At 64.1% G+C, this 24,364-nt stretch carries 25 protein-coding genes, 1 other RNA gene and 1 riboswitch; of the genes, 15 read left to right on the forward strand and 11 right to left on the reverse strand.

Translation table 11 applies throughout. The features are described from left to right. Positions 1-147 precede the first annotated feature (147 nt). Genes R2N11_RS05950 through cobA form a run of 6 tightly spaced genes read left to right on the forward strand, consistent with a single transcriptional unit; the run spans position 148 to position 6,340 of the window. Positions 148-1,809 (forward strand): nitrite/sulfite reductase, encoded by a 1,662-nt coding sequence (locus tag R2N11_RS05950; protein ID WP_316680483.1) that lies wholly within the window; start codon positions 148-150, stop codon positions 1,807-1,809. Between the two features lie 17 nt (positions 1,810-1,826). Continuing rightward, positions 1,827-2,375 carry a DUF934 domain-containing protein gene (locus tag R2N11_RS05955; protein WP_316680484.1) on the forward strand — a complete coding sequence of 183 codons (549 nt, stop codon included), beginning with the start codon at positions 1,827-1,829 and terminating at the stop codon, positions 2,373-2,375. Beyond that, positions 2,372-3,187, forward strand: coding sequence for a phosphoadenylyl-sulfate reductase (locus tag R2N11_RS05960; RefSeq protein ID WP_316680485.1), 816 nt, complete (start codon positions 2,372-2,374; stop codon positions 3,185-3,187). The genes R2N11_RS05955 and R2N11_RS05960 overlap by 4 nt, the downstream gene beginning before the upstream one ends. 20 nt (positions 3,188-3,207) lie before the next feature. Continuing rightward, positions 3,208-4,167: a sulfate adenylyltransferase subunit CysD gene (gene cysD, locus R2N11_RS05965; RefSeq protein WP_199029474.1), complete on the forward strand. Its 960-nt coding sequence runs from the start codon at positions 3,208-3,210 to the stop codon at positions 4,165-4,167. Between the two features lie 2 nt (positions 4,168-4,169). Continuing rightward, positions 4,170-5,477 carry a sulfate adenylyltransferase subunit 1 gene (locus R2N11_RS05970; RefSeq protein ID WP_316680486.1) on the forward strand — a complete coding sequence of 436 codons (1,308 nt, stop codon included), beginning with the start codon at positions 4,170-4,172 and terminating at the stop codon, positions 5,475-5,477. Positions 5,478-5,533: 56 nt separating this feature from the next. Beyond that, positions 5,534-6,340, forward strand: a complete 807-nt coding sequence (gene cobA / locus R2N11_RS05975) for a uroporphyrinogen-III C-methyltransferase (RefSeq protein WP_316680487.1) — start codon at positions 5,534-5,536, stop codon at positions 6,338-6,340. A 7-nt stretch (positions 6,341-6,347) separates the two neighbouring features. On the opposite strand, the gene R2N11_RS05980 is transcribed toward cobA, so the two are convergent. Further along, on the reverse strand, positions 6,348-7,364 hold the full coding sequence (locus tag R2N11_RS05980; RefSeq protein ID WP_199029480.1) for a zinc-dependent alcohol dehydrogenase family protein: 1,017 nt from the start codon (positions 7,362-7,364) through the stop codon (positions 6,348-6,350). Between the two features lie 125 nt (positions 7,365-7,489). On the opposite strand from R2N11_RS05980, the gene R2N11_RS05985 reads away from it, so the two are divergent. The 3 genes from R2N11_RS05985 (at position 7,490) to R2N11_RS05995 (ending at position 9,788) form a co-directional block, all read left to right on the forward strand. After that, positions 7,490-8,386, forward strand: coding sequence for a LysR family transcriptional regulator (locus R2N11_RS05985; protein ID WP_199029482.1), 897 nt, complete (start codon positions 7,490-7,492; stop codon positions 8,384-8,386). A gap of 29 nt (positions 8,387-8,415) precedes the next feature. Continuing rightward, the gene (locus tag R2N11_RS05990) at positions 8,416-8,820 is read left to right on the forward strand and encodes a 5-carboxymethyl-2-hydroxymuconate Delta-isomerase (protein WP_316680488.1); all 405 of its coding nucleotides are present in this window, start codon (positions 8,416-8,418) and stop codon (positions 8,818-8,820) included. A gap of 146 nt (positions 8,821-8,966) precedes the next feature. Next, positions 8,967-9,788: a hypothetical protein gene (locus R2N11_RS05995; protein ID WP_316680489.1), complete on the forward strand. Its 822-nt coding sequence runs from the start codon at positions 8,967-8,969 to the stop codon at positions 9,786-9,788. Between the two features lie 31 nt (positions 9,789-9,819). On the opposite strand, the gene R2N11_RS06000 is transcribed toward R2N11_RS05995, so the two are convergent. The 3 genes from R2N11_RS06000 to lptF are packed head-to-tail and all read right to left on the reverse strand — an operon-like array spanning position 9,820 to position 12,523. After that, on the reverse strand, positions 9,820-10,200 hold the full coding sequence (locus R2N11_RS06000; RefSeq protein WP_316680490.1) for a sirohydrochlorin chelatase: 381 nt from the start codon (positions 10,198-10,200) through the stop codon (positions 9,820-9,822). Further along, a complete protein-coding gene (lptG, locus tag R2N11_RS06005; RefSeq protein ID WP_199029502.1) occupies positions 10,200-11,396 on the reverse strand; it encodes an LPS export ABC transporter permease LptG in 1,197 nt (398 codons plus the stop codon). The genes R2N11_RS06000 and lptG overlap by 1 nt, the downstream gene beginning before the upstream one ends. Beyond that, positions 11,396-12,523 carry an LPS export ABC transporter permease LptF gene (gene lptF / locus R2N11_RS06010; protein WP_316680491.1) on the reverse strand — a complete coding sequence of 376 codons (1,128 nt, stop codon included), beginning with the start codon at positions 12,521-12,523 and terminating at the stop codon, positions 11,396-11,398. Before lptF ends, lptG begins: the two co-directional genes overlap by 1 nt. A gap of 136 nt (positions 12,524-12,659) precedes the next feature. Between lptF and R2N11_RS06015 the strand changes: the two genes are divergently transcribed. From R2N11_RS06015 to R2N11_RS06025, 3 genes are read left to right on the forward strand one after another with little or no spacing between them, the layout of a single operon-like run. Further along, positions 12,660-14,168, forward strand: coding sequence for a leucyl aminopeptidase (locus R2N11_RS06015; protein WP_316680492.1), 1,509 nt, complete (start codon positions 12,660-12,662; stop codon positions 14,166-14,168). Positions 14,169-14,199: 31 nt separating this feature from the next. After that, positions 14,200-14,628, forward strand: a complete 429-nt coding sequence (locus tag R2N11_RS06020; protein ID WP_199032382.1) for a DNA polymerase III subunit chi — start codon at positions 14,200-14,202, stop codon at positions 14,626-14,628. Then, a complete protein-coding gene (locus tag R2N11_RS06025) occupies positions 14,625-15,050 on the forward strand; it encodes a DUF2486 family protein (RefSeq protein ID WP_316680493.1) in 426 nt (141 codons plus the stop codon). The genes R2N11_RS06020 and R2N11_RS06025 overlap by 4 nt, the downstream gene beginning before the upstream one ends. Positions 15,051-15,094: 44 nt before the next feature. Here R2N11_RS06025 and R2N11_RS06030 read toward each other — a convergent pair whose 3' ends face one another. Together R2N11_RS06030 and ilvD are read right to left on the reverse strand one after the other, a co-directional pair. After that, the gene (locus R2N11_RS06030) at positions 15,095-15,571 is read right to left on the reverse strand and encodes a DUF2938 domain-containing protein (protein WP_199032384.1); all 477 of its coding nucleotides are present in this window, start codon (positions 15,569-15,571) and stop codon (positions 15,095-15,097) included. 58 nt (positions 15,572-15,629) lie between these two features. Further along, complete coding sequence (gene ilvD / locus R2N11_RS06035) at positions 15,630-17,303, reverse strand: dihydroxy-acid dehydratase (RefSeq protein ID WP_199032385.1); 1,674 nt, start codon at positions 17,301-17,303, stop codon at positions 15,630-15,632. Between the two features lie 247 nt (positions 17,304-17,550). On the opposite strand from ilvD, the gene R2N11_RS06040 reads away from it, so the two are divergent. Continuing rightward, positions 17,551-18,483 carry a LysR family transcriptional regulator gene (locus tag R2N11_RS06040; protein WP_316680494.1) on the forward strand — a complete coding sequence of 311 codons (933 nt, stop codon included), beginning with the start codon at positions 17,551-17,553 and terminating at the stop codon, positions 18,481-18,483. Positions 18,484-18,495: 12 nt separating this feature from the next. After that, complete coding sequence (lgt, locus tag R2N11_RS06045) at positions 18,496-19,416, forward strand: prolipoprotein diacylglyceryl transferase (RefSeq protein WP_316680495.1); 921 nt, start codon at positions 18,496-18,498, stop codon at positions 19,414-19,416. Between the two features lie 64 nt (positions 19,417-19,480). Here lgt and R2N11_RS06050 read toward each other — a convergent pair whose 3' ends face one another. From R2N11_RS06050 to R2N11_RS06065, 5 genes are all read right to left on the reverse strand, one after another. Then, positions 19,481-20,182 (reverse strand): SIMPL domain-containing protein, encoded by a 702-nt coding sequence (locus tag R2N11_RS06050; protein ID WP_316680496.1) that lies wholly within the window; start codon positions 20,180-20,182, stop codon positions 19,481-19,483. Positions 20,183-20,276: 94 nt separating this feature from the next. Further along, entirely contained in the window at positions 20,277-20,747 is a 471-nt protein-coding gene (locus tag R2N11_RS06055) for an EVE domain-containing protein (protein WP_199032389.1), read from the reverse strand. Positions 20,748-20,874: 127 nt separating this feature from the next. Then, positions 20,875-21,095: non-coding RNA, 6S RNA (gene ssrS / locus R2N11_RS26385), on the reverse strand. 208 nt (positions 21,096-21,303) lie between these two features. Further along, a complete protein-coding gene (locus R2N11_RS06060; protein ID WP_021195656.1) occupies positions 21,304-21,621 on the reverse strand; it encodes a cell division protein ZapA in 318 nt (105 codons plus the stop codon). Beyond that, on the reverse strand, positions 21,618-21,935 hold the full coding sequence (locus R2N11_RS06065) for a hypothetical protein (protein WP_199032390.1): 318 nt from the start codon (positions 21,933-21,935) through the stop codon (positions 21,618-21,620). Before R2N11_RS06065 ends, R2N11_RS06060 begins: the two co-directional genes overlap by 4 nt. 156 nt (positions 21,936-22,091) lie before the next feature. Further along, positions 22,092-22,344: riboswitch (cobalamin riboswitch) on the forward strand. 125 nt (positions 22,345-22,469) lie between these two features. Between R2N11_RS06065 and R2N11_RS06070 the strand changes: the two genes are divergently transcribed. Then, positions 22,470-24,356 carry a TonB-dependent receptor plug domain-containing protein gene (locus R2N11_RS06070; RefSeq protein ID WP_316680497.1) on the forward strand — a complete coding sequence of 629 codons (1,887 nt, stop codon included), beginning with the start codon at positions 22,470-22,472 and terminating at the stop codon, positions 24,354-24,356. Positions 24,357-24,364: the final 8 nt, after the last annotated feature.

Genomic DNA, 24,364 nt, shown 5'->3' on the forward strand with positions numbered 1-24,364 from the left:
CATGCAGGCGCCGCTTGTGATTGTGATGTGTTGCCGCCGTCGTCGCTGCCTTCGCTGAGAAGGCCCCAGCCGCAACACAACGAACGCTTTCCCCCAATTGAATTGCACGCCGGGCGCCACGCTGGCCCGGACTGAACAGTCAAAGCCATGTACCAATACGACGCTTACGATCACCGCCTCGTCGCCGACCGCGTTGCGCAGTTCCGTGACCAGGTGCGCCGCCGCATTTCGGGTGAGCTGACGGAAGAGGAGTTCCTGCCGCTGCGTTTGCAGAACGGCCTGTACTACCAGCGTCACGCCTACATGCTGCGTGTGGCGATTCCGTATGGCCACCTGCGTGCCAACCAGATGCGCATGCTCAGCCATATCGCCGCCGAGCATGATCGCGGCTATGGCCACTTCAGCACGCGCCAGAACATCCAGTTCAACTGGATCAAGCTGGAAGAGGTGCCGGACATTCTGGCCAAGCTGGCCTCGGTGGAAATGCACGCGATCCAGACGTCCGGCAACTGCATCCGCAACATCACGACCGACCAGTTTGCCGGCGTGGCGGCAGATGAGTTTGTCGACCCGCGTCCGCTGGGCGAGATCCTGCGCCAGTGGTCGACCTTTATCCCTGAATTCGCCTTCCTGCCGCGCAAGTTCAAGATCGCCATTTCGGCCACGCGCGAAGACCGTGCCGTGACGCAACTGCACGACATCGGCGTGTACGCATATGAAAAGGACGGCCAGACGCTGCTGCGCATCCTGGCCGGCGGCGGCATGGGCCGCACCCCGATCCTGGGCGCGGTCATCAAGGAAGACTTGCCGTGGCAGCACATGCTGTCGTACATCGAAGCCGCCGTACGCGTGTACAACCGGTACGGCCGCCGCGACAACAAGTACAAGGCGCGCATCAAGATTCTCGTGAAAGCGATCGGCGCGGAAGAGTTCGCTCGCCAAGTGGAAGACGAATGGCAGCACATCAAGGACGGCCCATCGACCATCCCGCAGGCCGAGTTTGACCGCGTGGCCAAGGATTTCGCACCGCCTGCCTATGAAAAGCTGGCCGACACCGACGCTGCTTACGAGAAGGCATTGCTGGAGAACAAGGCGTTTGCGCGCTGGGTCAGCCGCAACGTGCATGCGCACCGCGTGCCGGGCTATGCGTCGGTCACGCTGTCGCTGAAGCCGGGCGTGGCACTGCCGCCGGGTGACGCCACTGCCGAGCAGATGGCGCTGGTGGCCGACTGGTCCGAGCGCTTCGGCTTTGGCGAGCTGCGCGTGGCGCACGAGCAGAACCTGATCCTGCCGGACGTGAAGAAGCACGACCTGTTTGAACTGTGGCAACTGGCCAAGGAACACGGCATGGCCACCGCCAACATCGGCCTGCTGACGGACATGATCGCTTGCCCGGGCGGTGATTTCTGCTCGCTGGCGAATGCCAAGTCGATCCCCATTGCACAGGCCATTCAAGCGCGCTTCGATAACCTCGATTACGTGTACGACTTGGGCGATCTGTCGCTCAACATCTCGGGCTGTATCAATTCGTGCGGCCACCACCACGTGGGCAACATCGGCATCCTGGGCGTCGATAAGCACGACGAAGAGTGGTACCAGGTGTCGCTGGGTGGCGCGCAGGGCAACGATTCGGCGATCGGCAAGATCATCGGCCCGTCGTTCAAGGCCGAAGAGATGCCCGACGTAATCGAACGCATCATCGACACCTTCGTCGCCAACCGCACGGAAGACGAGCTGTTCATCGATACCTACAACCGCATCGGCATGGCCCCGTTCAAGGAACGCGTGTATGCCCGTGAAGAAGCCTAACGCCGAGGGGAACGAACATGAGCAAGATCATCAAGCTGCAAAACGGTGCCCCACAAGTCGTGGCCGATGACTGGACTGTGCTGCGAACACCCGAGGGTGGCGAACTGACCCAGGCTGACGTGGACGCCGCCGCGCACGCCATCGTGCCGCTGGCCTTCTGGCAAGCCAACCGCGACGCGCTGCTTGGTCGCGCTCGTGCCGGCACGCTGGCTGTGTGGCTGGCCCCGGACGACGAGCCGTTCGCCCTGGAAGCCGATCTGCCGAGCCTGCCGCTGGTGGCGGTGGACTTTCCGGTCTTCCGCGATGGTCGGGGCTACAGCACGGCGTTCCTGCTGCGCCAGCGTCTCGGTTTCACGCGTGAACTGCGCGCCATTGGCGACGTGCTGCGCGATCAGCTCGACTACATGCGCCGTTGCGGCTTCGACGCCTTTGCCGTGCGCGCTGACAAGAACATTGACGACGCGCTGAACGGCTTTGGCGAGATCAGCGTGCGCTACCAAGGCGCCGTCGATGAGCCGCGTCCGCTGTTCCGCCGCGAGCGCGCAACCGAGGCGAACGCAGCATGAGCGATCTGCAAGAAGCCGCTGTGTCCGAAGTGCCGGTGTCAGCAATCGGGCGCCCGGTGCTGTGGACGCGCCCCGTCTACACCGGGACCGCCGAAGCACTGGCCGCCAAGGAAGCTGCGCTGTTCGCGCGCCTGGCCGAGATCGCCGCCAAGCACGGCGTGGCAAAGTTCGCCACGAGCCTGGCCGCCGAAGACATGGTCGTGACGGATGCCATTCTGCGCAGCCCTGAGGCTGTGCGCGTGCACCTGCCGATCTTCACGCTGCAGACGGGTCGCCTGCATGCCGAAACGCTGGCGATGCTCGACCGTATCCGCGAGCACTACGGCGTTGCGATCGAGCAGTACGCACCAGACGCCCGCGCAGTGGAAGCCTACGTGCGCGACCACGGCCTGAACGCGTTCTACGACAGCATCGAGCTGCGCAAGGCCTGCTGCAATATTCGCAAGGTGGTGCCGCTGAACCGAGCGCTGAAAGATGCGGATGCGTGGCTGACCGGCCAGCGCCGCGAGCAGGCTGTCACCCGTGCCGACCTGCCGTTTGCTGAGGACGACGTCGCTCGCGGCATCGCCAAGTACAACCCGCTGTTCGACTGGTCCGAGCCTGAAGTCTGGGCCTACCTTGAACAGCACAACGTGCCCACCAATGCGCTGCACGCCAAGGGCTATCCCAGCATCGGCTGCGAACCCTGCACGCGTGCGGTGCGCGCCGGTGAAGACGTACGCGCCGGCCGCTGGTGGTGGGAATCGCGCGACAGCAAGGAATGCGGTCTGCATGTGACAAATTCGGCGACGAACTTGTCGCAAAAGAATTGAGCGAAAGCGAAGGAAGAATCATGGGAGTGATGAGCGAGATCCCCGGCACGGCAGCATTCAACATTGAGCCCGTGCAGAACGAGCACCTCGACTGGCTGGAAGCCGAGTCGATCTACATCATCCGCGAGGTGGTGGCCGAGTGCCGCAACCCGGCGCTGCTGTTCTCCGGCGGCAAGGATTCGATCGTCATGCTGCACCTGGCGCTCAAGGCCTTCCGCCTGGGTGATCGCAAGATCGAACTGCCGTTCCCGTTGGTGCACATCGACACGGGACACAACTACCCGGAAGTGATCCAGTTCCGCGACCAGCGCGTTGCTGAGTTGGGCGCACGCCTGGTGGTTGGGCATGTGGAAGATTCCATCAAGCGCGGCACGGTTCGTCTGCGCAAAGAGACCGATTCGCGGAACGCCGCACAGGCCGTCACACTGCTGGAAACCATTGAATCGCACGGCTTCGATGCCCTGATGGGCGGCGCCCGCCGCGACGAAGAGAAGGCCCGCGCCAAGGAGCGCATCTTCTCGTTCCGCGACGAATTCGGCCAATGGGACCCGAAGGCTCAGCGCCCGGAGCTCTGGAGCCTGTACAACGCCCGCATGTCGCAAGGCGAGCAGATGCGCGTGTTCCCGATCTCCAACTGGACGGAGCTCGACGTGTGGCAGTACATTGCCCGCGAAAACCTCGCCCTGCCGCCGATCTACTACGCGCACGAGCGCGAAGTCGTGCGCAAGAACGGTCTGCTGGTGCCGGTCACGCCGATCACCCCCAAGGCCGATGGCGACGAGAGCGAAGTCCTGTCGGTGCGCTTCCGCACCGTGGGTGACATCAGCTGCACGTGCCCGGTGGCGAGCACCGCCGCCACGCCGGCCGAGATCATCGCCGAGACGGCCATTACTGAAATTACCGAACGCGGCGCCACGCGCATGGACGACCAGACGAGCGAAGCCTCGATGGAAAAGCGCAAGAAGGAAGGGTATTTCTGATCATGACGAACCAAACATCCCACCAAGGCCTGTTGCGCTTCATCACCGCCGGTTCGGTTGACGACGGCAAGAGCACGCTCATCGGCCGCCTGCTGTACGACAGCAAGGCCGTGCTGACCGACCAACTGCAAGCGCTGACCCGTGCCAAGAACAAGCGCACCGCCGGCGAAGACATCGACTTTTCGCTGCTGACCGACGGCCTGGAGGCCGAGCGCGAGCAGGGCATCACGATTGATGTGGCGTACCGCTATTTCTCCACCGCGCGCCGCAAGTTCATCATTGCCGACACGCCGGGCCACGAGCAGTACACGCGCAACATGGTGACGGGCGCCTCCACCGCGCACGCTGCCATCATCCTGATCGACGTGACGCGCGTGACGACCGTTGACGGCAAGGCCGAACTCCTGGCTCAGACCAAGCGCCATTCGGCCATCGTCAAGCTGCTGGAGCTGCAGCACGTGATCGTGGCCATCAACAAGATGGACTTGGTCGACTACAGCGAAGCGCGCTTCAACGAAATCCGCACCGCTTACGATGCGCTGGCCGCGCAACTGGGTTTGAAGGACGTGCGCTATGTGCCGGTATCGGCCCTGCGCGGCGACAACATCGTGCACGCGTCCGAAGCCATGCCGTGGTACCAGGGCGAGCCGCTGTTGGCGTTGCTCGAAGACCTGAAGGTGGAAACCACCGCTCCGGTGGGTGACGACGCACTGCGCTTCCCTGTGCAACTTGTGGCGCGGCAGGATGGCTCGCAGGCCGATGACTTCCGTGGTTACATGGGCCGTGTGGAAGCCGGCACCGTGCGCGTTGGCCAAGCCGTGCGCGTGCTGCCAGCCAACCGCGAGACCACCGTGGCCGAAGTGCTCGCGCCCAATGGCGCCGCCGATTCCGCAGGTCCCGGCGAGACCATCACCGTGCGCCTGGCCGACGACGTGGACATCTCGCGCGGCGACACCATCGTCGCCACACCTACTACGGCTGCCAACGCCGCCAAGAAGCTGCACGCGGACCTCTGCTGGTTTGACGAACACGAACTGAACCCGGCCCGCAAGTACGTGCTCAAGCACACCACGGCCACCGTGTTCGCCCGCGTGTCGGAAGTCGAGCGCGTGCTGGATGTGCACACGCTGTCGCACGAAACCGGTCGCAAGCAGATCGCGCTGAACGATATCGGCACCGTCAACATCAGCCTGCAAAAGCCGATCGTGTGCGATGCGTATGGCGACAACCCTGCCACCGGTGCATTCATCCTGGTGGACGAAGCCACGCACCACACCGTGGCGGCGGGCATGATCCGTGCATTTTCCTAATGTAAAAGGGGCGCAGTCATTGCGCCCCGCAGGGAAAAGCAAAGGAAGCTAGGCAAATGGAAGCGAAGACCCCCAAGACACTCGGCCGCGTGAGCCTGATTGGTGCCGGCCCCGGCGCTGCGGACCTCATCACGGTGCGCGGTGCGCGATTGTTGGGCGAAGCCGAGGTCGTACTGCACGACGCATTGGTCTCGCCCGAGGTCTTCCAGTACTGCCCGCAGGCCGTGCTGATTGCCGTCGGCAAGCGCTGCGGCAAGCGCTCGACCGCGCAGCGCTTCATCAACCGCCAACTCGTCGATTTGGCGACCAAGTACCAGCGCGTGGTGCGCCTCAAGGGCGGCGATCCGATGCTGTTCGGCCGTGCCGACGAGGAATTGCAGGCCCTGGAGCAGGCCGGTATCGACTACGAAGTCGTACCCGGCATCACGGCGGCCCTGGCAGCGGCTTCGGCCATTCGCCAGCCGCTGACCAAGCGCGGCGTGGCTCGCAGCGTGGCGTTCGTCACGCAGGCCAAGGCCGCTGATCCGGACACGCCGCAGTCCGAGAGCATTACGCCTGAACCGGCTGCGCAAGCGGATTCGCTCGTCTACTACATGGGCCGCGACCAGGCCGCTGGTATCGCGGCGGACTTGATCGCCCGTGGCCGCGCACCATCGACGCCCGCATGGGTGGTCGAGGCCGCTACCACGCCCGAGCAGCGCTCGGCGTGCTTCACGCTGCAGCAGATGGCCGATGGCGCTGCGGCTGCGTGGATCAATCCGGAGCACCCCAGCCTGCTGATGATTGGCGACGCGTTTGCCGCGCGTGCAACCAACGCTGCGCCGGAAGTCTTTTCCAGCGCGCCCCACGTCCTGGCAGCCTGAGCATCGCTCAGAACGCCAGCGCGATCTTTCCAAAGACTTTCCCGGCTTCCGTCAGCCGGAACGCCTCCGAAGCGTCTTGCCACGGCAGCACCTGGTCGACGATTGGGTGTAGGCCATGCAGTGCCAGCGCCCGGTTCATCGCCTCAAACGACGCCCGCGAGCCGACCGACGCTGGCCGGATCAGCGCTTTGCGCGCAAAGATTTCCAACGGGCTCACGCCACCCTCGCGCCCGGCCAAGTAGCCGACAAGGTGAATCTGTCCACCCACCCGCAGCGCTTTCAGTGAGCGTTGCAGCGTACCTCCGCCGCCCACTTCGATGACGTGATCGACGCCACGGCCGTTCGTGCACGCGAGCACCGCTTCATGCCACTCGGGCGTCGTGCGGTAGTTGATCGTGTCAGATTCGGGCACGCCCAAGGTCTGCACACGTTCGAGCTTCGCGTCGCTGCTCGACAGCACGATGGGCCGTGCACCCGCCATCAACGCGAATTGCACCGCGAACATCGACACACCGCCCGTGCCTTGCACGAGCACGGTTTCGCCGGGCTGCAGGTTGCCTGCTTCGATCAGGCAATGCCATGCGGTGAGGCCGGCGCAGGGCAGGGTGGCGGCTTCGGTATCGCTCAGGTGCGGCGGCACCACCACTGCGCCGCCCGCATCCAGGCGGATGGTGTCGGCCAGCCAGCCGTCGATCGGGCCGCCGAGTATGCGGCGCGTGTCGGCGTTGCGGAAGTCGCCGCCGTCCCAGCGCTGCCAGAACGTGCCGGCGACACGGTCACCCGGGCGCACGCGCGTCACGTTGTTACCGATGGCGACCACTTCGCCCACGCCATCGGAGAGCGGGATCAGCGGCAGCGGAAAGCGTGTGAAGAATGTGCCGGAGACGATTTCCAGGTCGCGATAGTTGAGCGAGGCGGCGCGCGTGCGCACGATGATTTCGTCGGGTGCGGGTGTCGGGTCGTCGCGCTCGATGGGGCGCAGGGCGTGGATGCCGTAACCGTCGGTCAGTGCCAGGGCTTTCATGGTGTCCTCGTGGTGGCTGTGGAGGAAAGCAACGCAAAAGCGCGTCTGGCGATACTGTGGCGCGTCACCTAAGATGAATCCAATTCAATTTGTTCAGACAGAACATAACGATTGGGAATGTTGTCATGCTCGAGGAAATGCGCACGTTCGTGCTGCTGGCACAGACCGGGTCGATTGCGCGAGTGGCCGAGCACCTGCCGCTCACGCAGCCGGCCGTCACCAAGCAGATCCAGCGGCTGGAGCGCGCGCTCGATACCGTGCTGTTCGATCGGCGCGTCAAGCCGTTCCGGCTCACCGCCGAGGGCGAGGCGGTACTGGCGCGCTGCCGCACCATCGTCGGTGAATTCGAGGCGCTGCGTGGCGCCGTGCGTGCTACCGGCGAGCCCGAGGGCGTGCTGCGTGTTGGCGTGAGCCACGCGGTAGGTGATGCGCGGTTTGCGCGCCTGCTGTCGGGGTTGCGGGTGCGCTATCCGGGGGTGTCGTTCCGCCTGAGCTGCGAGTGGGGCGGCGTGCTGCGCGAGCGCCTGAAGCGGGCCGAGCTGGACGCCGCGTTGTGGCTGGTGCCGTCCAACGCGCGTGGCCATCACGCCGATGCGGATATCCGCGTGATTGGCACCGAACCCGTCAGCCTGATTGCCGCGCCATCGCGCAAGTTGCCGCCGACGTTGTCGATGGTGCAAGTCACTGATGAGGCCTGGGTACTGAACCCGGCCGGCTGCGAGATGCGGGCGTGGTTGCTGGGCCGCTACGAGGCGGATCGGCTAACCCCGAACGTGGCCGCCGAGGTGCAGTCCGTGCCGCTGCAGCATGCGCTGGTGGCGGAGGGTTTCGGTCTTGGCTTTGCGCCTGTGAGGCTGATTGGACAGCAGATCGCAGAGGGTTTGCTGTCCGTGCACAAGTTGGCGTCCGCGCCGTCCGAGTGGGATGTGTGTGTGCAGCGTGCACCCTCGCTTGGGCGACTGGCGCGGGTAGTGGATGCCCTCGAACTGGCGCTGTCCACCGAGGCTGCAGCGGCGCGTTAATCACTGAACCCTTCTTTCGGATGCCTGCGATGCCGCACGTCATCATCGAGTACACCGCCAATGTTGAAGCCGACGCGCGCATTCCCGAACTGATGCGCCTGCTCAACGGCGTCCTGATCGGCCATGCGGATGTGTTTCCTACCGGTGGTATCCGCACGCGTGCGCTGCGTCTGGACCAGTACTGCATGGCAGATGGCGCCGAGGACGACGCCTTCGTCCACGTGGTATTCCGCATCAAGGCGGGTCGGCCCAAGGCTGTGACCGGGCCGATCTGCGCAGAATTGTTCGCCGCTTTGCGTACGCATCTGGCCCACGTGTTTGCACGCCGCAATCTCGGGTTGACGTTGGAGTTGGTGGAGTTCGACACCCATGGCTTTCACGTCGAAAACAACGTGCACGCACGCTTTGCGCAAATCGAAACCGAGGGCGGCTAGCGGGGGGTGAGTGAGACGTGGCGAAAGCTTGATGAGACACCCGCACCAATCGCATGCACCACGCGGTTGCATGCTTGAGCCAGCATGGTTGCCATGGGAGTATCCCGGCCGCCACCGCCTGAGTGCGGGATCTCCAGCCCTATGCCATGCCTGCCACCCAATCGTCCATTCAACTTTCTGCTGTGCACCTCGGGGCTTGGATGCCTGTTGTTGCCGTGCTCGCCTCGCTGTCTGCTTGCGGCGGTGGCGACGACAGTGCGAGCGCCGCATCAGCTCCGCGCACCATGAGCGGCATGGTGGCGATGGGCGATCTCCTGCCGGGTGCACAGGTGAGGGTGACCGACGCGCAGGGCAAGACGCTCAGCACGGTTTCCGACAGCACGGGCCACTACGAGATCCCGCTTGCCGGGTTGACCGCCCCGCTGTTGGTCACCGCAGACGACGCCAGCGGGGATGATCCGACGCTCTATTCGGTGCTGCCCGAACTACCGACCCATGACGACGAGGCGATTGTGAACGTATCGATCATGACGTCGGCCCTGGTGGCAGAACTGAGTGAAGACGAAGATCCTGCTGCGCTGGGGGCGCCGCAGGTGTTGACCCGGCGCGTAACACCAATCAGCGTCAACGCCACCATTGCGCGGCTGAACAGTCAACTTGCGCCGATTCTTGCTGCCGCTGGCGAGAATGCCGCGTCGTACAACCCCATTCATCAGCCGTACCTGACCGCGCCGCAGCCCAAGGGCATTTTCGCGGACATCTTGAGGCAGGTGGCGCCGACGAAGGGCTCGATTGTCGGGCAACTGCTCCCGTATATGACCTGCCAAGGCGGCGCGACGCCAACGTATGCAACGCGCGTCGACTTTGGTCGCACCGTGGTGGATCTGGCCTCGGTGATACCGAGTACTGGGAGGGTCGCCCCGCAGGGTGTTTGCGGCAACGGCGGGGGCGCTCCTCTGCCGTTCTGAATGCTTGCCGGCGAATGGTCGATCAGGCCGATCAGGTTGGCGAGGCGAGTTGCCGCACGCAATAGCCGGCAATCGCATCGAGCACAGCGTCGTCTTCGCCGACGGCATCGGCGCAGCGGATGGAGAGGGTGGGGTGCGCCTGTGCGCAGCGTTCGACCAGCGCGGGCAGATCTCGCCGCAAGTGGCCGCCCTGGCCGAAGAACACGGGCACGACGGTGATGTGCTGTGTGCCGGCCGTGGCCAGTTCGTCGATCGTGCCCGGCAGATCGGGCGTCATCAGCTCAAGAAAGGCGAGGCGGACATCAACGCCGGGTTGCTGGGCCGCCAGGCGCTTCTGCAAACGGTCGAACGGCTCGCGCCAGCGAGCGTCGCGCGCACCATGCGCAAACAGCACGAGTGCACGCGCGGTCATCAGTGACGTTCCACCCAGCGTAGTGCCACCAGCGCCAGTGCCAGATATAGCGCACCAGGCACGATGGCCGTGAAGATCGCCGGCCAGGTATTGAGCAAGCCCACGTGCGAGAACAGGTTGTTCACCAACTGGAACGACAGGCCAAGCATGATCCCACCGAACACCTTCAGGCCGACGGCTCCGGCGCGTGCGTGCAGGTAGGCGAAGGGCAGAGCCAGCGCCATCATCACCAGCACGGTGAACGGGTAGACGACCTTCTTCCACAACGCGATCTCGTAGCGTTGCGCATCCTGTTTGTTGTCACGCAGATGGCGGATGTACTGGAACAGGTCCAGCGTGGCCATGCGGTCGGGCGTGACCATCAGCACCGACAGGAGCTGCGGCGTGAGTTCCGAGCGCATCTCCTGTTGCGGTACCGTGAGCTGTTCGCCACGGAAATCCGGCGCCAGCGCATCGGGTGCGCCGGGTGCGGCCTGCACGTTGTCCTGCGGCGTAGCGGCAGCAGCCTTGCGCGGGAATTCAATGAAGCGTGTCTCGGTCACGTTGCTCAACTGCCAGCTCTGGTGACCTTCATACCGCGCCTGTTGCGCCACGCGAATCGTGCTCAGACGGTAGTCTGAATCGAATTCATAGATGCGCAGGCCCTGGATGGACTGGTCTGCCTGCAGCGCGCCCACGTTGATGAAGCGTGTCACCTCGCCGCCGCTGCCATCCGGCTTGGCAGGGCCGCGGTCCTTGACCCACACGCCCGAGCGAAAGCCCGCCGATACCGTGGCGCCCAGCGCCTCGAGCCGCACCTTCTGCGCGTATTGCTCCGCCTTCGGGCCGATGAACTCGCCGAAGATGTACGTCACCAGCGCCAGCGGCAGCGCAATCTTGAACAGCGACATCAGCGCACGCCGCGTATCCAGTCCGGCCACGCGGAAGATCGTGAACTCCGACTGGCTCGCCATCTGGGAGAACACGTAGATGGCACTGATGAGCGCGGCCACCGGAATCACTTCATACACGCGCGTCGGCGCTTGCAGCATCACGTGGAAGAACGCGATGAGCGTGGTGTAGCGCCCCATGACCGAGCCTAGCTCGCCCAGCATGTCGAAGAAGATGAACAGCGCCAGCACCGCAAACAGGATGAAGACGAACACGCCGTAGATCTGGCGCGCGAAGTATTTTTCGTAGACAGGCATCTTCAGCATCATGCCCCCGCCTTCGGTGCGGTTTTCGGCGCGAAGCCGAGCAGGGCAGAGATGCCCTTCAGGCCAGCGGCGCTGTAGTGGCGGAAGCGGAACAGCAGTACCGCGCAGATGAATGCGATGACGTGGAGCGGCCACCAGGCGAGCATTGCGTTGATTTTGCCCTGCGCCACCCATGCCTGCGACAAGTTCAGCAGGTTGGAGTACGTCAGGTAGATCAGCACGGCAAAGATCATCGGCGTGTAGCGGCCCAGGCGCGGGTTGACGTAGGCCAGCGGAATGGCAATCAGCACGAAGTTCAGCGCCAGCAGCGGCAGGCCGATGCGCCAGACCAGCTCGCCCAGGTTCTCGGGCGTCGGGTTGGCGAGCAGATCCTGCGTGGAGCGGCTCTTGGTCGGCAAGTTGGCATCGGCTTGGGGCGGCTTGTTGGCCACCTTCACGCCGTACTTGTCGAATTCAACGATGCGGTAGTCGAGCTTGCCGGGCGTGCCCTCATAGCGTCGGCCCTTGTCGAGCACGACGTAGCGGTCGCCGTTGGGCATGGTCTTGAATTCGCCGGTCTTGGCCAGTGCCACACCGATCTTGTCCTGCGCGGCATTCGCCACGAACAGGTTGCGAGCGTGTTTCATGCCGGAGTCCACGCCTTCGATGAAGAGCACGTAGTTGCCGTGTGCGGGCTCGATGAAGCGGCCGGCGGAGATCATCGAGAGCACGTCGCGCTGCTCGAAACGGTCGCGGAACAGTGCGCTCTGCTGGTTGGCCCACGGCCAGCCGAACAGTGCCAGCAATGCCACCAGCACGATGAACGGCGCTGAGAAGCGCAACACCGGGCGGATGAAATCGGTCAGGCTGATGCCCGAGGTGAACCACACCACCATCTCGGAATCCTTGTACCAGCGCGTGAGCACCAGCAGCACCGAGATGAAGAGGGTGGCGCACAGCAGAATCGCCAGGTAGCCCAGCGTAGCCAGGCCGATGAGGAGCAGGACGTCGTTCGGGTTGGCTTCACCATTGGCGGCCATGCCGAGAATGCGGATCACCAGGGTGGTCAGCATGAACGTCAGCAGCACGAGGAAGACGGCGCCGGCGGTAAAGGACAGCTCGCGTCGCAGGGCTTGTTCGAAAATCATGCGGATGCGGGAAGGGAGGGCGAGGTCTTGGCCATGGTTGGGACGATGCACGCCCCATCAGGGTTCCATCGGAGCCCCCGCGCAAAATCGCGGATAATGTGGGCTTTCGTTGACTAGCCCCATAGAGAGAAGCGCGATGGAATTTAGCACAAAAGCCCTGGACTGGGCCAAAGCGGGCGCCCTGGCTGCCAAGAGCGATTGCCTCGTGATCGGTCTGTTCGAGTCGCAGACCCTGGCGGGCGCCGCCAAGGCGCTGGACGTGGCGACCAAGGGCCTGGTCGGCCGCTTGATCAAATTGGGCGACTTTGAAGGCAAGCGCGGCACGTCGCTGCTGCTGCACGAGGTGGCTGGCGTGGGCGCCGCCCGCGTGCTGCTGGTCGGCCTGGGCAAGGAAGCCGATTTCACCGACCGCGCCTACGCTGAAGCCGTGCGCACCGCGCTGCGCGCGCTGGCCAGCACCAAGGCCGCTAACGTGACCTGGACGCTCACCGAGCACACGGCCCGCGACAAGGACTCCGCCTGGGCCGTACTGACTGCCGTCACGCTCATCCGCGAAACGAGCTACCGCTTCATTGCGCGCCATCCGGCGCTCAAGAGCAAGGGCGACAAGAGTGGCACCAGCCTGCGCAAGGTCGTGTTGGCCGTGCCGGCCGCCGATGCCAAGGCCGCCAGCGTGGCCGCCGCACGCGGTACCGCCATCGCCAACGGCATGGATCTGACGCGTGATCTGGGCAACCTGCCGTCCAACATCTGCACGCCAACGTACCTGGCCAACACCGCGCGCCAGATTGCCAAGGAATTCAAGCTCAAGGTCGAAGTGCTTGGCCGCAAGCAGATCGAGGCCCTGAAGATGGGCGCTTTCCTGGCCGTGACCAAGGGCAGCGAAGAGCCGCCGCAGTTCATCGTGCTGCGCTACGAGGGCGGCCCCGCCAAGCAGGCACCGGTGGTGCTGGTCGGCAAGGGCATCACGTTTGATACGGGTGGCATCTCGCTCAAGCCGGGCGAGGGCATGGACGAGATGAAGTACGACATGTGTGGCGCCGCCTCGGTGCTGGGCACGTTGCGCGCTGTGGCCGAGATGGGTCTTAAGCAGAACGTCATCGCCGTGGTGCCGACCTGCGAGAACATGCCCAGCGGTATCGCCACCAAGCCAGGCGACGTGGTCACCAGCATGTCGGGCCAGACCATCGAAATCCTCAATACCGACGCCGAAGGCCGCCTGATTCTGTGCGATGCGCTGACCTACGTGGAGCGCTTCAAGCCGGCCGTGGTGATTGACGTGGCAACGTTGACTGGCGCGTGCATCATCGCGCTCGGCCACATCAACACCGGCATGTACGCCCGCAGCGATGCGCTGGCGGATTCGCTGATCGCGGCGGGCAAGCAGTCGCTCGACACCGCCTGGCGCATGCCGCTGGATGAGGAATACCAGGAGCAGCTCAAGTCCAACTTTGCCGACATGGGCAACATCGGTGGCCGCCCGGCCGGCAGCGTGACGGCCGCCTGTTTCCTGGCGCGCTTCACCGAGAAGTACGACTGGGCCCACCTGGACATTGCCGGCACCGCCTGGAAGAGCGGCGCGGCCAAGGGCGCCACGGGCCGCCCGGTGCCGCTGCTGACGCGCTTCCTGATGGACCGCGGTTGAGCCGAGCGAGCCAAGTCAGCCGAGGAGCCGTATGACCCGCGTCGATTTCCACAGCAACGTGCCCGGCAAGCTGGCGTATGCCTGCCGGCTCGTGCGCAAGGCATATGGCGCGGGCCAGAAGGTGATCGTGGTCGGAGATCAGGCTGCACTGCAAGCGTTCGACACGCAGTTGTGGACCTTCAGCCAGCTTGATTTCCTACCGCACTGCGGCCTGCGGCACCCGCTGGCCGCGCAGACGCCCATCCTGCTGGCCGATGCCGCCGAGCCGCTGGACGACGCGCCGCATCACGACATCCTCGTCAACTTGTCGCATGAGCCGCCGCCGCTGTTTGCACGCTTTGCCCGGCTGATCGAGATCGTTGGCGATGACGATGCCGACCGCGCCGCCGCGCGCGACCGCTTCCGCTTCTACCGCGACCGCGGTTATCCGATCCAACACCACGACGTGGGGCGCGCATGACCGACGGCCGCAACGCTGGGTCCCCCGCGGACAACAACATCCCCGTTCTGACGGAGATCGTCGAGCTGGAGGATGCTGAGCAGGTGGCTGCTCCGGCGGCTACGCCGTCTCCAGTTGCTGCCCCTGCTGCCCCAGCCGTGCCGCCTGTCTTGCGCGAGCAGGGCCTGGCGCCTGTGTCCGCCATGCCGCCGGCCGGCACCGACGCCGCGCGGGTGATGGGTGAGGTGATGTGGCGCTTCCAGTCCGAATGGCCGGCGCTCATTGAAGCGCAATGCCGCGCTGCACTGGAATCGCGCCTGTCGCTGCTGACCGAACAACTGGCAGCCGACCTGACCCGCACGCTGGAAGCTCGCCTGATGGACTGGCTGGGCGCCGCACTTGACGACGCGCTGGCCGCCCAGCGCAAGCCGCCGCAGCGCTAAGCCAACGCCGCCGCCTTCTGCATGCGGGCGCGCTGGCGCGGCCCTCAATGGGTGAGCTGTGCCACGCCATACAGGCCGACTGCAAAGACGCTGTGGCTTACGATGCTCAGACAGCGGATCTGCGTGGCGTTGGCGCGCTTGGAGACCGCCCAGCCGGACCCCATGCCCGGATGCAGCAAAAACCAGCCCGGCAGGATCGTCACCATGCCAAATATCCAAGTGGGCAACAACGCTGGCGTGACTAGCCAACCGGGTGCAATCAGCACCAGGATGACGGCGTAGGCGATGCCAATGGCGTAGTGACAGAACCAGCCGAAAGCCAGTTCATGCGCGTAAGGCTTGGCGTGGGCAATGTCGTCGTGGAAGACCTTGCCGGTGCGCAGGTGCCAGAACCAGCGTCCGACGAGCGCCCAGTTCGTCATCGGCTGCCTGAATACGCGGTGCAGTGTGTAAATCCAACTATCCATCAGGGCGGTTGCCCCGACGCCGATCAGCACGGCGGTACTCGTCGCGTTCCACATGATGTCGGGAGGGAGGCGCCGTCCCCGTGTGTGCAGGCTGGGGACGGCTGTTGCCGGATCAGTCCGTTACGGCACCCTTGCTGGCGGGTGCCGCCAGCTTCGCAAACTTCGCCAGTACGCCACGCGTATAGCGTGGTGCCGGCTGCTTCCACGCGGCGCGGCGGCGGGCGAGTTCGTCGTCAGGCACGTTCAGTTGCAGCAGGCGCTGGTGCGCGTCAATGGTGATCGAATCACCCTCGTGCACCAGGCCAATCGTGCCGCCCACATACGCTTCCGGTGCGACGTGGCCGACTACCATGCCCCACGTGCCACCCGAGAAACGCCCGTCGGTGATAAAGCCCACGGACTCGCCCAGGCCCTTGCCGATGATGGCGGACGTCGGTGCCAGCATTTCCGGCATACCTGGGCCGCCCTTGGGCCCCAGATAGCGCAACACGAGGATGTCGCCCGCCTTGATCTGGTCCCCCAGGATGGCGCTCATCGCGCTCTGCTCATCGTCGAATACGCGGGCCGGGCCTGTAATGACCGGGTTCTTCAGGCCGGTGATTTTTGCGACGGCGCCTTCTTCAGCCAGATTGCCCTTCAGGATGGCGAGATGACCTTCCTTGTAGAGCGCCTTGTCGATCGGCAGGATCACGTTCTGGTCCGCACGCGGTTGGTCAGGCACGTTGGCGAGTTCTTCGGCGAGCGTCTTGCCGGTAATGGTGATGCAGTCACCATGCAGCAGGCCGGCGTTCAGCAAGAGCTTCATCACCTGCGGGATGCCGCCAGCGGCGTGCAGGTCGGTCGCCACGTACTGACCCGATGGCTTGAGGTTGCAGATGACGGGCACGCGTTGGCGCACGCGCTCGAAATCGTCGATGGTCCATTCCACTTCCGCCGCATGGGCAATCGCCAGGTAGTGCAGCACCGCGTTGGTCGAGCCGCCGGTGGCCATGATGACGGCCACGGCGTTTTCGATGGATTTGCGCGTGATGATGTCGCGTGGCTTGAGGTCGCGGCGTACGGCTTCGACCAGGACACGCGCAGATTCGGCCGCGCTGTCGACTTTTTCCTGGTCCGGGTTGGCCATGGTCGATGAATACAGCAGCGACATGCCCAGCGCCTCGAACGACGAGCTCATCGTGTTGGCCGTGTACATGCCGCCGCACGAACCCGACGTCGGGCAGGCGTTCTTCTCCACGCCTTCGAAGTCTTCCTCGCTCATGCGGCCTGCGGTGAATTCGCCCACGGCTTCGAACGACGACACGATGGTCAGGTCCTTGCCCTTCCAGTGGCCCGGCTTGATGGTGCCGCCGTACACGTAGATGCCCGGCACGTTGGTACGCGCCAGGGCGATCATGCCGCCCGGCATGTTCTTATCGCAGCCACCGATGACGACCACGCCGTCCATCCACTGCCCGTTGACGCAGGTCTCGATGCAGTCGGCAATGACTTCGCGCGAGATCAGCGAGAACTTCATGCCCTCGGTGCCCATCGACATCCCGTCGGAGATGGTGGGTGTGCCGAAAATCTGCGGGTTGGCTTTGGCTTCCTTCACGGCAGCGACCGCCGCATCGGCCAGCTTCTGCAGGCCCGAGTTGCACGGCGTGATGGTCGAGTGGCCATTCGCCACGCCGATCATCGGGTTGTTGAAGTCGTCTTTGGTGTAGCCCAGCGCGTAGTACATCGAGCGGTTGGGCGAGCGCGCCACGCCCTGGGTGATGTGCTGGGAACGCTTGTTGTCTGGCATGGGAGGTCTCCGTGGGGGCGGGAATGTCGTTCGGGAGCACCGCAAACCTACTGCGCAGCCCGATCTTGGCCCTGCGATGCTCGCCGTACCCATGTACGGCTGCGCTTCTCGGGCCAACCTCGGGCTGCTCGCTACGGTTTTCGGTACTCCCGAGAAACAGTGTGGCGCCCAGCATGCGCTTGGACAAAAGGCGCGTCAAATATATTATTGAGCGATTATTGAGTCGAAAAAGCTATCAATTGCCGATATGGACTTGCGCCAACTCCGCTATTTCGTGACCGTTGCCGAGGAATTGCATTTCGGCCGCGCTGCCGAGCGTCTGTCGATGACGCAGCCGCCGCTGTCGCAGCAGATCCGTGCGCTGGAGGAGGAACTGGGCGTCACGCTGTTCCACCGCACGCAGCGTTCGGTAGCGCTCACGCCGGTGGGGGCTCGCTGGCTGGTCGAGGTGCGACGCGTGCTGGCCGAGGCGGGAGCACTCCCAGCGCTGGCGCAGCGGCTCGCACGTGGGGAGGTGGGCTCGCTGTCGCTGTCCTTCGTCAGCACCGCCGACTACGGCATCCTGCCGGCCGTGCTGCGGCACTTCCGCGACGCACGCCCAGATGTGCAGTTTCAGTTGCGTGAAGCCACCAGCGATGTGCAGATCGAAGCGCTGCTGGCCGACGAGGTGGATGCGGGCGTTGTGATTGCGCATCACGCGGGTTCTGTCCCCGGTGAACTGGAGTATCGACCGCTGGTGCGGGAGCGCTTGGTGCTGGCGGTGCCCACATCGCGTGCGGAAAAGTGGGGTGTCGAGCCCGGCCAGCTTTTTGCGCTGGCCGATGCGGCGGCCGAGCCGCTCATCATTTTTCCGCGACGGTCCGCGCCTGCGCTGTATGACATCATTACCGGATATCATGCCGCGCACGGCGGTGGGGAGGCCGCCACGCGAATCGGCCAGGAAGCCATCCAGATGCAGACCATCGTCAGCCTCGTCTCCGCAGAGATGGGCGTCGCGCTGGTGCCCGCATCGCTATGCAACCTGCAGCGGACCGGCGTGGTCTATCTTCAACTCGCCGCGCCGAGCCCGCTCATCGAAACGGGGCTGGTGTGGCGGCGCGATGCGGCCTCGCCGGTGCTGCCGTGGTTCGTGGCCAGCGCCGAGGCCGTCGCCAAACTGCACAAAGACAACTCAACCTGAACCCCAGGATTCATGCTCATCCATCCGCAATTCGATCCCGTCGCCCTGCATCTGGGGCCGCTCGCCATCCGCTGGTACGGCCTGATGTATCTGGCGGCGTTCATCATGTTCCTGTGGTTCGGCCGGCTGCGCACGCGCCAGCCGCACATCGCCGCGGAGGGTTGGAGCGGCCGAGATCTCGACGACATGCTGTTCTATGGCGTGCTGGGCGTGATTCTGGGCGGGCGTCTGGGCTATGTGCTGTTCTACAAGGCCGACTGGTACTTCGCCCACCCGCTCGACATCTTCAAGGTGTGGGAGGGTGGCATGGCCTTCCACGGCGGCTTCCTCGGCGTGGTTGTGGCGATGATGGTGTACGCCCGCATGCGCGGCCGCTCGTGGATGCAGGTGACCGATTTCATCGCGCCGATGGTGCCGTGCGGGTTGGCCGCGGGGCGCCTGGGCAACTTCATCAACGGCGAGTTGTGGGGTCGCGTGGCCTCGCCCAATCTGCCGTGGGCGATGATGTTCCCGCAGGCGCAGGGCGAAGACCGCGAGTGGCTGCTCTCGCACGCGCAGGAGGCGGTCACCAGCGGCGTGCAGGCCGTGTTCGACCAGTACCACATGCTGCCGCGTCACCCCTCGCAGATCTACCAGTTCCTCGGCGAAGGTGTGCTGTTCTTCATCCTGCTGTGGCTGTACTCGCGCAAGCCGCGGCCGATGGGCGCGGTGTCGGGTGCCTTCCTGCTGGGCTATGGCGTGTTCCGCTTCCTCGCCGAATTTGCGCGCGAGCCGGACAACTTCCTTGGCCTGCTGGCGGCGAACCTGTCGATGGGGCAATGGCTGTCGCTGCCGATGATCCTGGCAGGGATTGCGATGCTGGCGTGGGCGTATCGACGTAATGGCCGCGCCGGCAGCAACGGCAACGGCGCGAAAACCCAGGCGCACGCCTGAGGCCGCATCGGCGCAAAGAAAAAGCCACCGCAAGCGGTGGCTTTTTTCATGGCTGGCGGGTGTGTTACTTCAGCATCTGCACGGCGCCGGAGACCGTCACCGTCACTTGCGCCTTGCCGCCCTCGATGGGCACCGGTGCCGAATCGAACGAAGCCGGCGCGGCTGCCATACGCATCATCGGACGCGGGCCCGGATTGTTGCTGCCTTCGCTTACGTGCACGTCGCGGATCGTGTAGCTCGTGTAGCCGAACAGCTTGGTGGTCGCCAGCGCCTTGTCGCGGAACGTGTTCACAGCTTGGTCGATCAGCTTGGCTTCAGCTGCCGTGCGCGCCTCGCGCGAGAGCGTGAAGTTCACGTTCTGTACCTGCATCTGGTTGGCCAGTTGACCGGCGAGCTTGGAGGCTGCCGCAAAGTCCTTCGACGTGAGGCGCACTTCGGCATGGCCGCGCCAGGTGCTGATCTTGCCGTCGCGATTGGTGTTCGGGTAGATGTTGAAGCCGCCGGTTTCTGCCTGCACGCCGGACGTACGCTTGGCCTGAGCGATCACCTCGTCGGCCTTGCGCGAAAGTGCCATGGAGATCGCGCCCGGGTCCGCACCTTCCTGCTCGGCGCCCAGCGTCAGGGTAACGGTGTCGGTCGGTACCTCGGTCACGGCCTGTGCATCCAGTGACAGCACGCCCGAATGATTCGTCTCAGGTGCGGCTTGTGCGAAAGCAGTCGTCATCATTGCGGTCCCCAGAATGGTTGCGGCCAGGACAGATTTCATTGTGTTCTCCCAAAAAAGCAATGTGATGCGTCTGACCAGCGACTACGCGCATCGTTCATCACGTTTGTAACAATTCCCAACCGTTGCGCGCCATTTACTCAGAATCGCGCATCAATTTGGTGGTGATGTAGCGCCATTGCGCGGGGGTGACCGGCGTGATCGACAGGCGATTGCCACGCTGGAGCACGGTCATGTCGGCAAGTTGCTCCTGCGCACGCAGCGTGGGCAGATCAATGAGCGCGCATTTGCGCACGAACTTCACGTCGACCAGCATCCAACGCGGCGCCTCGGGCTTGGAGGCCGGGTCGTAGTAATGGCTTTTGGCATCGAACTGTGTCGGATCGGGGTAGCTGGTCGAGCAGACCTCCGCTAGCCCCGCGATACCCGGCTGAGGGCAGGACGAGTGGTAGAACAGCACGCCATCGCCAACGCGCATGCGGTCGCGCATGAAGTTGCGGGCCTGGTAGTTGCGCACGCCGGTCCAGGGCAGCGCGCCCTCGGTGTGCAGTGTGTCGATGCTGGCCTCGTCGGGCTCTGACTTCATCAACCAGTATTGGGCGGCCATGATGCGCGGCGTGCAGAAGTGACGGTGTGCGCAGCATAGCAACACCGCCGTGGCCTTGCCATTGGCGGTGTGCTACCGAAAGCGCAAAGAAAAAGGCGGTAGCGCGCAATGCACTACCGCCTTTTGTTGGGTCCCCACCTCGGCCGCTAGACCCGCATCCTGAACCCAAGTGAGGTTCAGAGAGGCTGCGGAAGCCGCATTTTGGGTACATCACCGGCGCAGGGAGCCCACGACTTGCGTCGCACGCTGTGCACTGGAAGACGCGCTCGCCCACACGGCATATCCCGCACCAAGCAATTGCTTATCGGTTCAAGGAATTAATGGCCATGGCGAACCAGGCAGGGAAACTGTCAGACGCATCACCACGTTGTGACGACATGGCGATGCGTCTGAGAGATTCATCGCAAGCAACCCAGTTTGTCAGTCTGTAGTCGCTAAAGCCTTATACTGTAAGGGTTTGCGGGAGACCACCGGGAGCCATTGGGTGCCACTATACACCGGATCGCATCCGAACCCAAGCCCGGATGCGATCCGGTTACAAACACGTTGTATTAGGTCAAATGACTTCGCCGTACTGACGCAGGGCCTCATCGGCGCGGGCGTTCAGGTCGGCCAGTTTTGCGCGGATCGTGTCGATCGGCAGTGCGGAATCGGAGGCAGCCTGGCGCTGCATCGACAGCAGATCCGACGCGATGCTGATGGCGGCCATCACGGCAACGCGCTCGATGCCCTTGGTGCTCGAGCCGTTCTTGATGCGCGTCATCTGGTTATCGACCATGGCAGCGGCTTCGCGCAGCGCGGCTTCGTTGTCGGGCGAGACGGCAAATTTATACGCTTGCCCGGCGATGTTCACTTCAATTTGCTTGCTGCTCATGCTTTGGTCTCCGAGTGCGGGGCAGTGGCGGCATCATCGCCGGCAGCCTGGCCGAGGAGGTCGAGCTGGCGAGCGTCGGTAGCCGTCGGCAGCTTGTCGAGAATCGACTGGATACGCAGTTGCGCTTCTTCGATCTTGGCATTGAGCACGCTGCGATCGGCCACCATGGCGTCGCGCTCGGTCTTGGAGACCTCGGCCTCGGCGGTCAGCCGTTCGACTTCTGCGCGCAGGCGCTGGTTCTCGGCGGCAAGCGCGTCGGCGTGACGCAGCACGCGCGCGATCTTGTCGGCGAGGTGTTCGAGTTCGTTCAGCATCGGTTGTCAATCAGAATCGAGTGGGGGGGATTTTAGCCCATCATGCCGATTGCGCCTGTCCTCCATATGGATGCGCAATCGTGCTGAATACACAGGCGACGACCGGGGCACAACAGCTTTGCCTGTCTTTTTGGGGCGGACAGGGGTGTTTGACGGTAAACTCGCTGCCGTCCTGGTGCCCGCAGCACCAACTGCAGTTAAACGGGAAGCAGGGAGCGCCCGCCCCCAAAGCGATGCGCCAACCTGCGCTGCCCCCGCAACGGTAAGCGAACGTCGCGTGTGCCCGCCATCTCTCGCAAGAAGAGGGGGGCGCCGCGCGGTCTGTCCACACGCCACTGTTCCTTTGGGAATGGGAAGGCGGACAGACCGGGTCGCCAGCCCGGATACCGGCCAGGACGGTGGATCTCAGAGCCGATGTGCAACCCTGGAGGGAACCGCATCGAGATCCTGCTGCCAGCGACCCGCGGGGGAACGGGTCCGGCTGACGCTTCTTGTCTTTTCAACATGAGCTTGACTACAAAGCGGCCACTCCGGATGCCCCGGACGGCCATGCGTGCGCTTGCCAGCGCACTGACGGGGGTCATGGCGGGTGCGGTTGCGCCAGCCTGGGCACAAAGCAACGTACAGACGGCAAGTACGCCAGTGGGCGAACTGAACCCGACGGTAGTGACTGCCTCGCGCAGCGAGCAGTCACTGTCGGACGCACTGCCGCATACCACGGTGATCAGCCGTGCCGATATCGAACGCTCGCAAGCCGCCGACGCCGTGACGCTGCTGCGCCGCGAAGCCGGCATCGAAATCGCGCAGAACGGCGGCCCCGGCACCAACGCCAGCCTCTTTATGCGCGGCGCCGGTTCCAACCAGACGCTGATCCTGATTGATGGCGTGCGCGTGAGTTCCGGCACCGCCGGCAGCGTGCAGATCGGGCAACTGATGGCCGACCAGATTGACCATATCGAGATCGTGCGCGGCAACGTGTCTGCGCTGTACGGCTCCGATGCCATTGGTGGCGTGGTGCAGATCTTCACGCGCAGCGGCAAGGGGCATGCCCCGCTGGCCAATGCCGAGATCGAATACGGCGCGCGCAACACCAAGCGTGCGCAGGCCGGTATCGGCGGCTCGCTGGGCGAGAACGGCGATACGTCGTTCGCGGTGTCGGTGTCGGAGTTCAAGACCAGCGGCTTCTCGACCATCAACCCGCTGCAGGCGCCCAAGGCCAACCCGAACGACAATCCGTACACGAACAAGAGCGTGTCGTTGCAGCTATCGCATCGGTTTTCGGCGGACTGGCAAGCCGGCCTGACGTACTTCCAGACCTGGGGCGATGTCAGCTACGACAATGCCTTTGGCAAGCCGACCGACATCAACACCGCGCACAACGGCGTGCGTTCGATGTCGGCTTACGTAGACGGCAAGGTGACGCAGGACTGGAAGACGCGCCTGACGCTATCGCAGGGTGACGACCGCAGCCTGAACTTCACCAACGGCGTGCTGCAGGTGCCAGCGCGCTTCAACACGCGCAACCAGACGGCGAGCTGGCAGAACGATTGGGCCTTCATGCCTGATCAGCTGCTCAAGGTGGGTCTGGAACATCTGCAGACCAGCGTGGACAGTGATGCCTATAACGTACCGACGCGTAACGTTGATTCTGCTTACATCGGTTACGAAGGCAAGTTTGGCCCGCACCAGTTGCAGTTGAACGTGCGTCGCGACCGCTACTCGGACTTTGGCGGTGCCAACAGCTACTACGCCGGCTATGGCTTCTCGTTCAACCCGCAGTGGAAGGCTGTGGCGAGCGTGAGCAACGCTTTCCGTGCGCCGACGTTCAATGAGCTGTACTACCCGTTCTACGGTACCCCCAACCTGCAGCCCGAGAAGGCCCGTTCGGTGGAAGGTGGCGTGGAGTACAGCAGCGCGATCGGCCTGGTGCGCATGACGGTGTTCGAGACCGACTACAGCAACCTGATCACCAGCGTGTTCAATCCGGTGTCGGGCAGCTTCCTGGCAGCCAACGTCAACCGTGCGCGCGTGAACGGTCTGGAGACGTCATATCGAGGTTCGATCTATGGCGTGGATCTGCGTGCCAGCTTTACCATGCAGAACCCGCAGGATCTGTCGGCTAACCAATTGCTGGCCCGCCGCGCCCGGCACTTCGGTAGCGTGTCGGCCTACAAGACGTTCGGACCGTTCTCGGCCGGTGTGGAGTGGAATGCCGCGGGTGATCGGCAGGATTCGACCAAGACGCTTGGCGGCTATGGCCTGCTGAACCTGGTTGGTCGCTACCAGATCACGCGTGACTGGGCACTGTCGGCGCGCCTTGAAAACGTGACGAACAAGAGTTACCAGTTGATCTATCCGTACAACACGGCATCGCGAGGGGTGTTCTTCACGCTGTCGTGGCAACAGCACGAGCCGAAGTGACGAAACCT

It is taken from the genome of Ralstonia flaminis (assembly GCF_958415495.1).
Taxonomy (GTDB): domain Bacteria; phylum Pseudomonadota; class Gammaproteobacteria; order Burkholderiales; family Burkholderiaceae; genus Ralstonia; species Ralstonia flaminis.

What these genes read in the sequence shown, in the direction of transcription:
- R2N11_RS05950 (WP_316680483.1), top strand. Translation starts at nt 148, where the DNA reads ATGTACCAATACGACGCTTACGATCACCGCCTCGTCGCCGACCGCGTT.
- R2N11_RS05955 (WP_316680484.1), top strand. Translation starts at nt 1,827, where the DNA reads ATGAGCAAGATCATCAAGCTGCAAAACGGTGCCCCACAAGTCGTGGCC.
- R2N11_RS05960 (WP_316680485.1), top strand. Translation starts at nt 2,372, where the DNA reads ATGAGCGATCTGCAAGAAGCCGCTGTGTCCGAAGTGCCGGTGTCAGCA.
- cysD (WP_199029474.1), top strand. Translation starts at nt 3,208, where the DNA reads ATGGGAGTGATGAGCGAGATCCCCGGCACGGCAGCATTCAACATTGAG.
- R2N11_RS05970 (WP_316680486.1), top strand. Translation starts at nt 4,170, where the DNA reads ATGACGAACCAAACATCCCACCAAGGCCTGTTGCGCTTCATCACCGCC.
- cobA (WP_316680487.1), top strand. Translation starts at nt 5,534, where the DNA reads ATGGAAGCGAAGACCCCCAAGACACTCGGCCGCGTGAGCCTGATTGGT.
- R2N11_RS05980 (WP_199029480.1), bottom strand. Translation starts at nt 7,364, where the DNA reads ATGAAAGCCCTGGCACTGACCGACGGTTACGGCATCCACGCCCTGCGC.
- R2N11_RS05985 (WP_199029482.1), top strand. Translation starts at nt 7,490, where the DNA reads ATGCTCGAGGAAATGCGCACGTTCGTGCTGCTGGCACAGACCGGGTCG.
- R2N11_RS05990 (WP_316680488.1), top strand. Translation starts at nt 8,416, where the DNA reads ATGCCGCACGTCATCATCGAGTACACCGCCAATGTTGAAGCCGACGCG.
- R2N11_RS05995 (WP_316680489.1), top strand. Translation starts at nt 8,967, where the DNA reads ATGCCTGCCACCCAATCGTCCATTCAACTTTCTGCTGTGCACCTCGGG.
- R2N11_RS06000 (WP_316680490.1), bottom strand. Translation starts at nt 10,200, where the DNA reads ATGACCGCGCGTGCACTCGTGCTGTTTGCGCATGGTGCGCGCGACGCT.
- lptG (WP_199029502.1), bottom strand. Translation starts at nt 11,396, where the DNA reads ATGCTGAAGATGCCTGTCTACGAAAAATACTTCGCGCGCCAGATCTAC.
- lptF (WP_316680491.1), bottom strand. Translation starts at nt 12,523, where the DNA reads ATGATTTTCGAACAAGCCCTGCGACGCGAGCTGTCCTTTACCGCCGGC.
- R2N11_RS06015 (WP_316680492.1), top strand. Translation starts at nt 12,660, where the DNA reads ATGGAATTTAGCACAAAAGCCCTGGACTGGGCCAAAGCGGGCGCCCTG.
- R2N11_RS06020 (WP_199032382.1), top strand. Translation starts at nt 14,200, where the DNA reads ATGACCCGCGTCGATTTCCACAGCAACGTGCCCGGCAAGCTGGCGTAT.
- R2N11_RS06025 (WP_316680493.1), top strand. Translation starts at nt 14,625, where the DNA reads ATGACCGACGGCCGCAACGCTGGGTCCCCCGCGGACAACAACATCCCC.
- R2N11_RS06030 (WP_199032384.1), bottom strand. Translation starts at nt 15,571, where the DNA reads ATGTGGAACGCGACGAGTACCGCCGTGCTGATCGGCGTCGGGGCAACC.
- ilvD (WP_199032385.1), bottom strand. Translation starts at nt 17,303, where the DNA reads ATGCCAGACAACAAGCGTTCCCAGCACATCACCCAGGGCGTGGCGCGC.
- R2N11_RS06040 (WP_316680494.1), top strand. Translation starts at nt 17,551, where the DNA reads ATGGACTTGCGCCAACTCCGCTATTTCGTGACCGTTGCCGAGGAATTG.
- lgt (WP_316680495.1), top strand. Translation starts at nt 18,496, where the DNA reads ATGCTCATCCATCCGCAATTCGATCCCGTCGCCCTGCATCTGGGGCCG.
- R2N11_RS06050 (WP_316680496.1), bottom strand. Translation starts at nt 20,182, where the DNA reads ATGAAATCTGTCCTGGCCGCAACCATTCTGGGGACCGCAATGATGACG.
- R2N11_RS06055 (WP_199032389.1), bottom strand. Translation starts at nt 20,747, where the DNA reads ATGGCCGCCCAATACTGGTTGATGAAGTCAGAGCCCGACGAGGCCAGC.
- R2N11_RS06060 (WP_021195656.1), bottom strand. Translation starts at nt 21,621, where the DNA reads ATGAGCAGCAAGCAAATTGAAGTGAACATCGCCGGGCAAGCGTATAAA.
- R2N11_RS06065 (WP_199032390.1), bottom strand. Translation starts at nt 21,935, where the DNA reads ATGCTGAACGAACTCGAACACCTCGCCGACAAGATCGCGCGCGTGCTG.
- R2N11_RS06070 (WP_316680497.1), top strand. Translation starts at nt 22,470, where the DNA reads ATGCCCCGGACGGCCATGCGTGCGCTTGCCAGCGCACTGACGGGGGTC.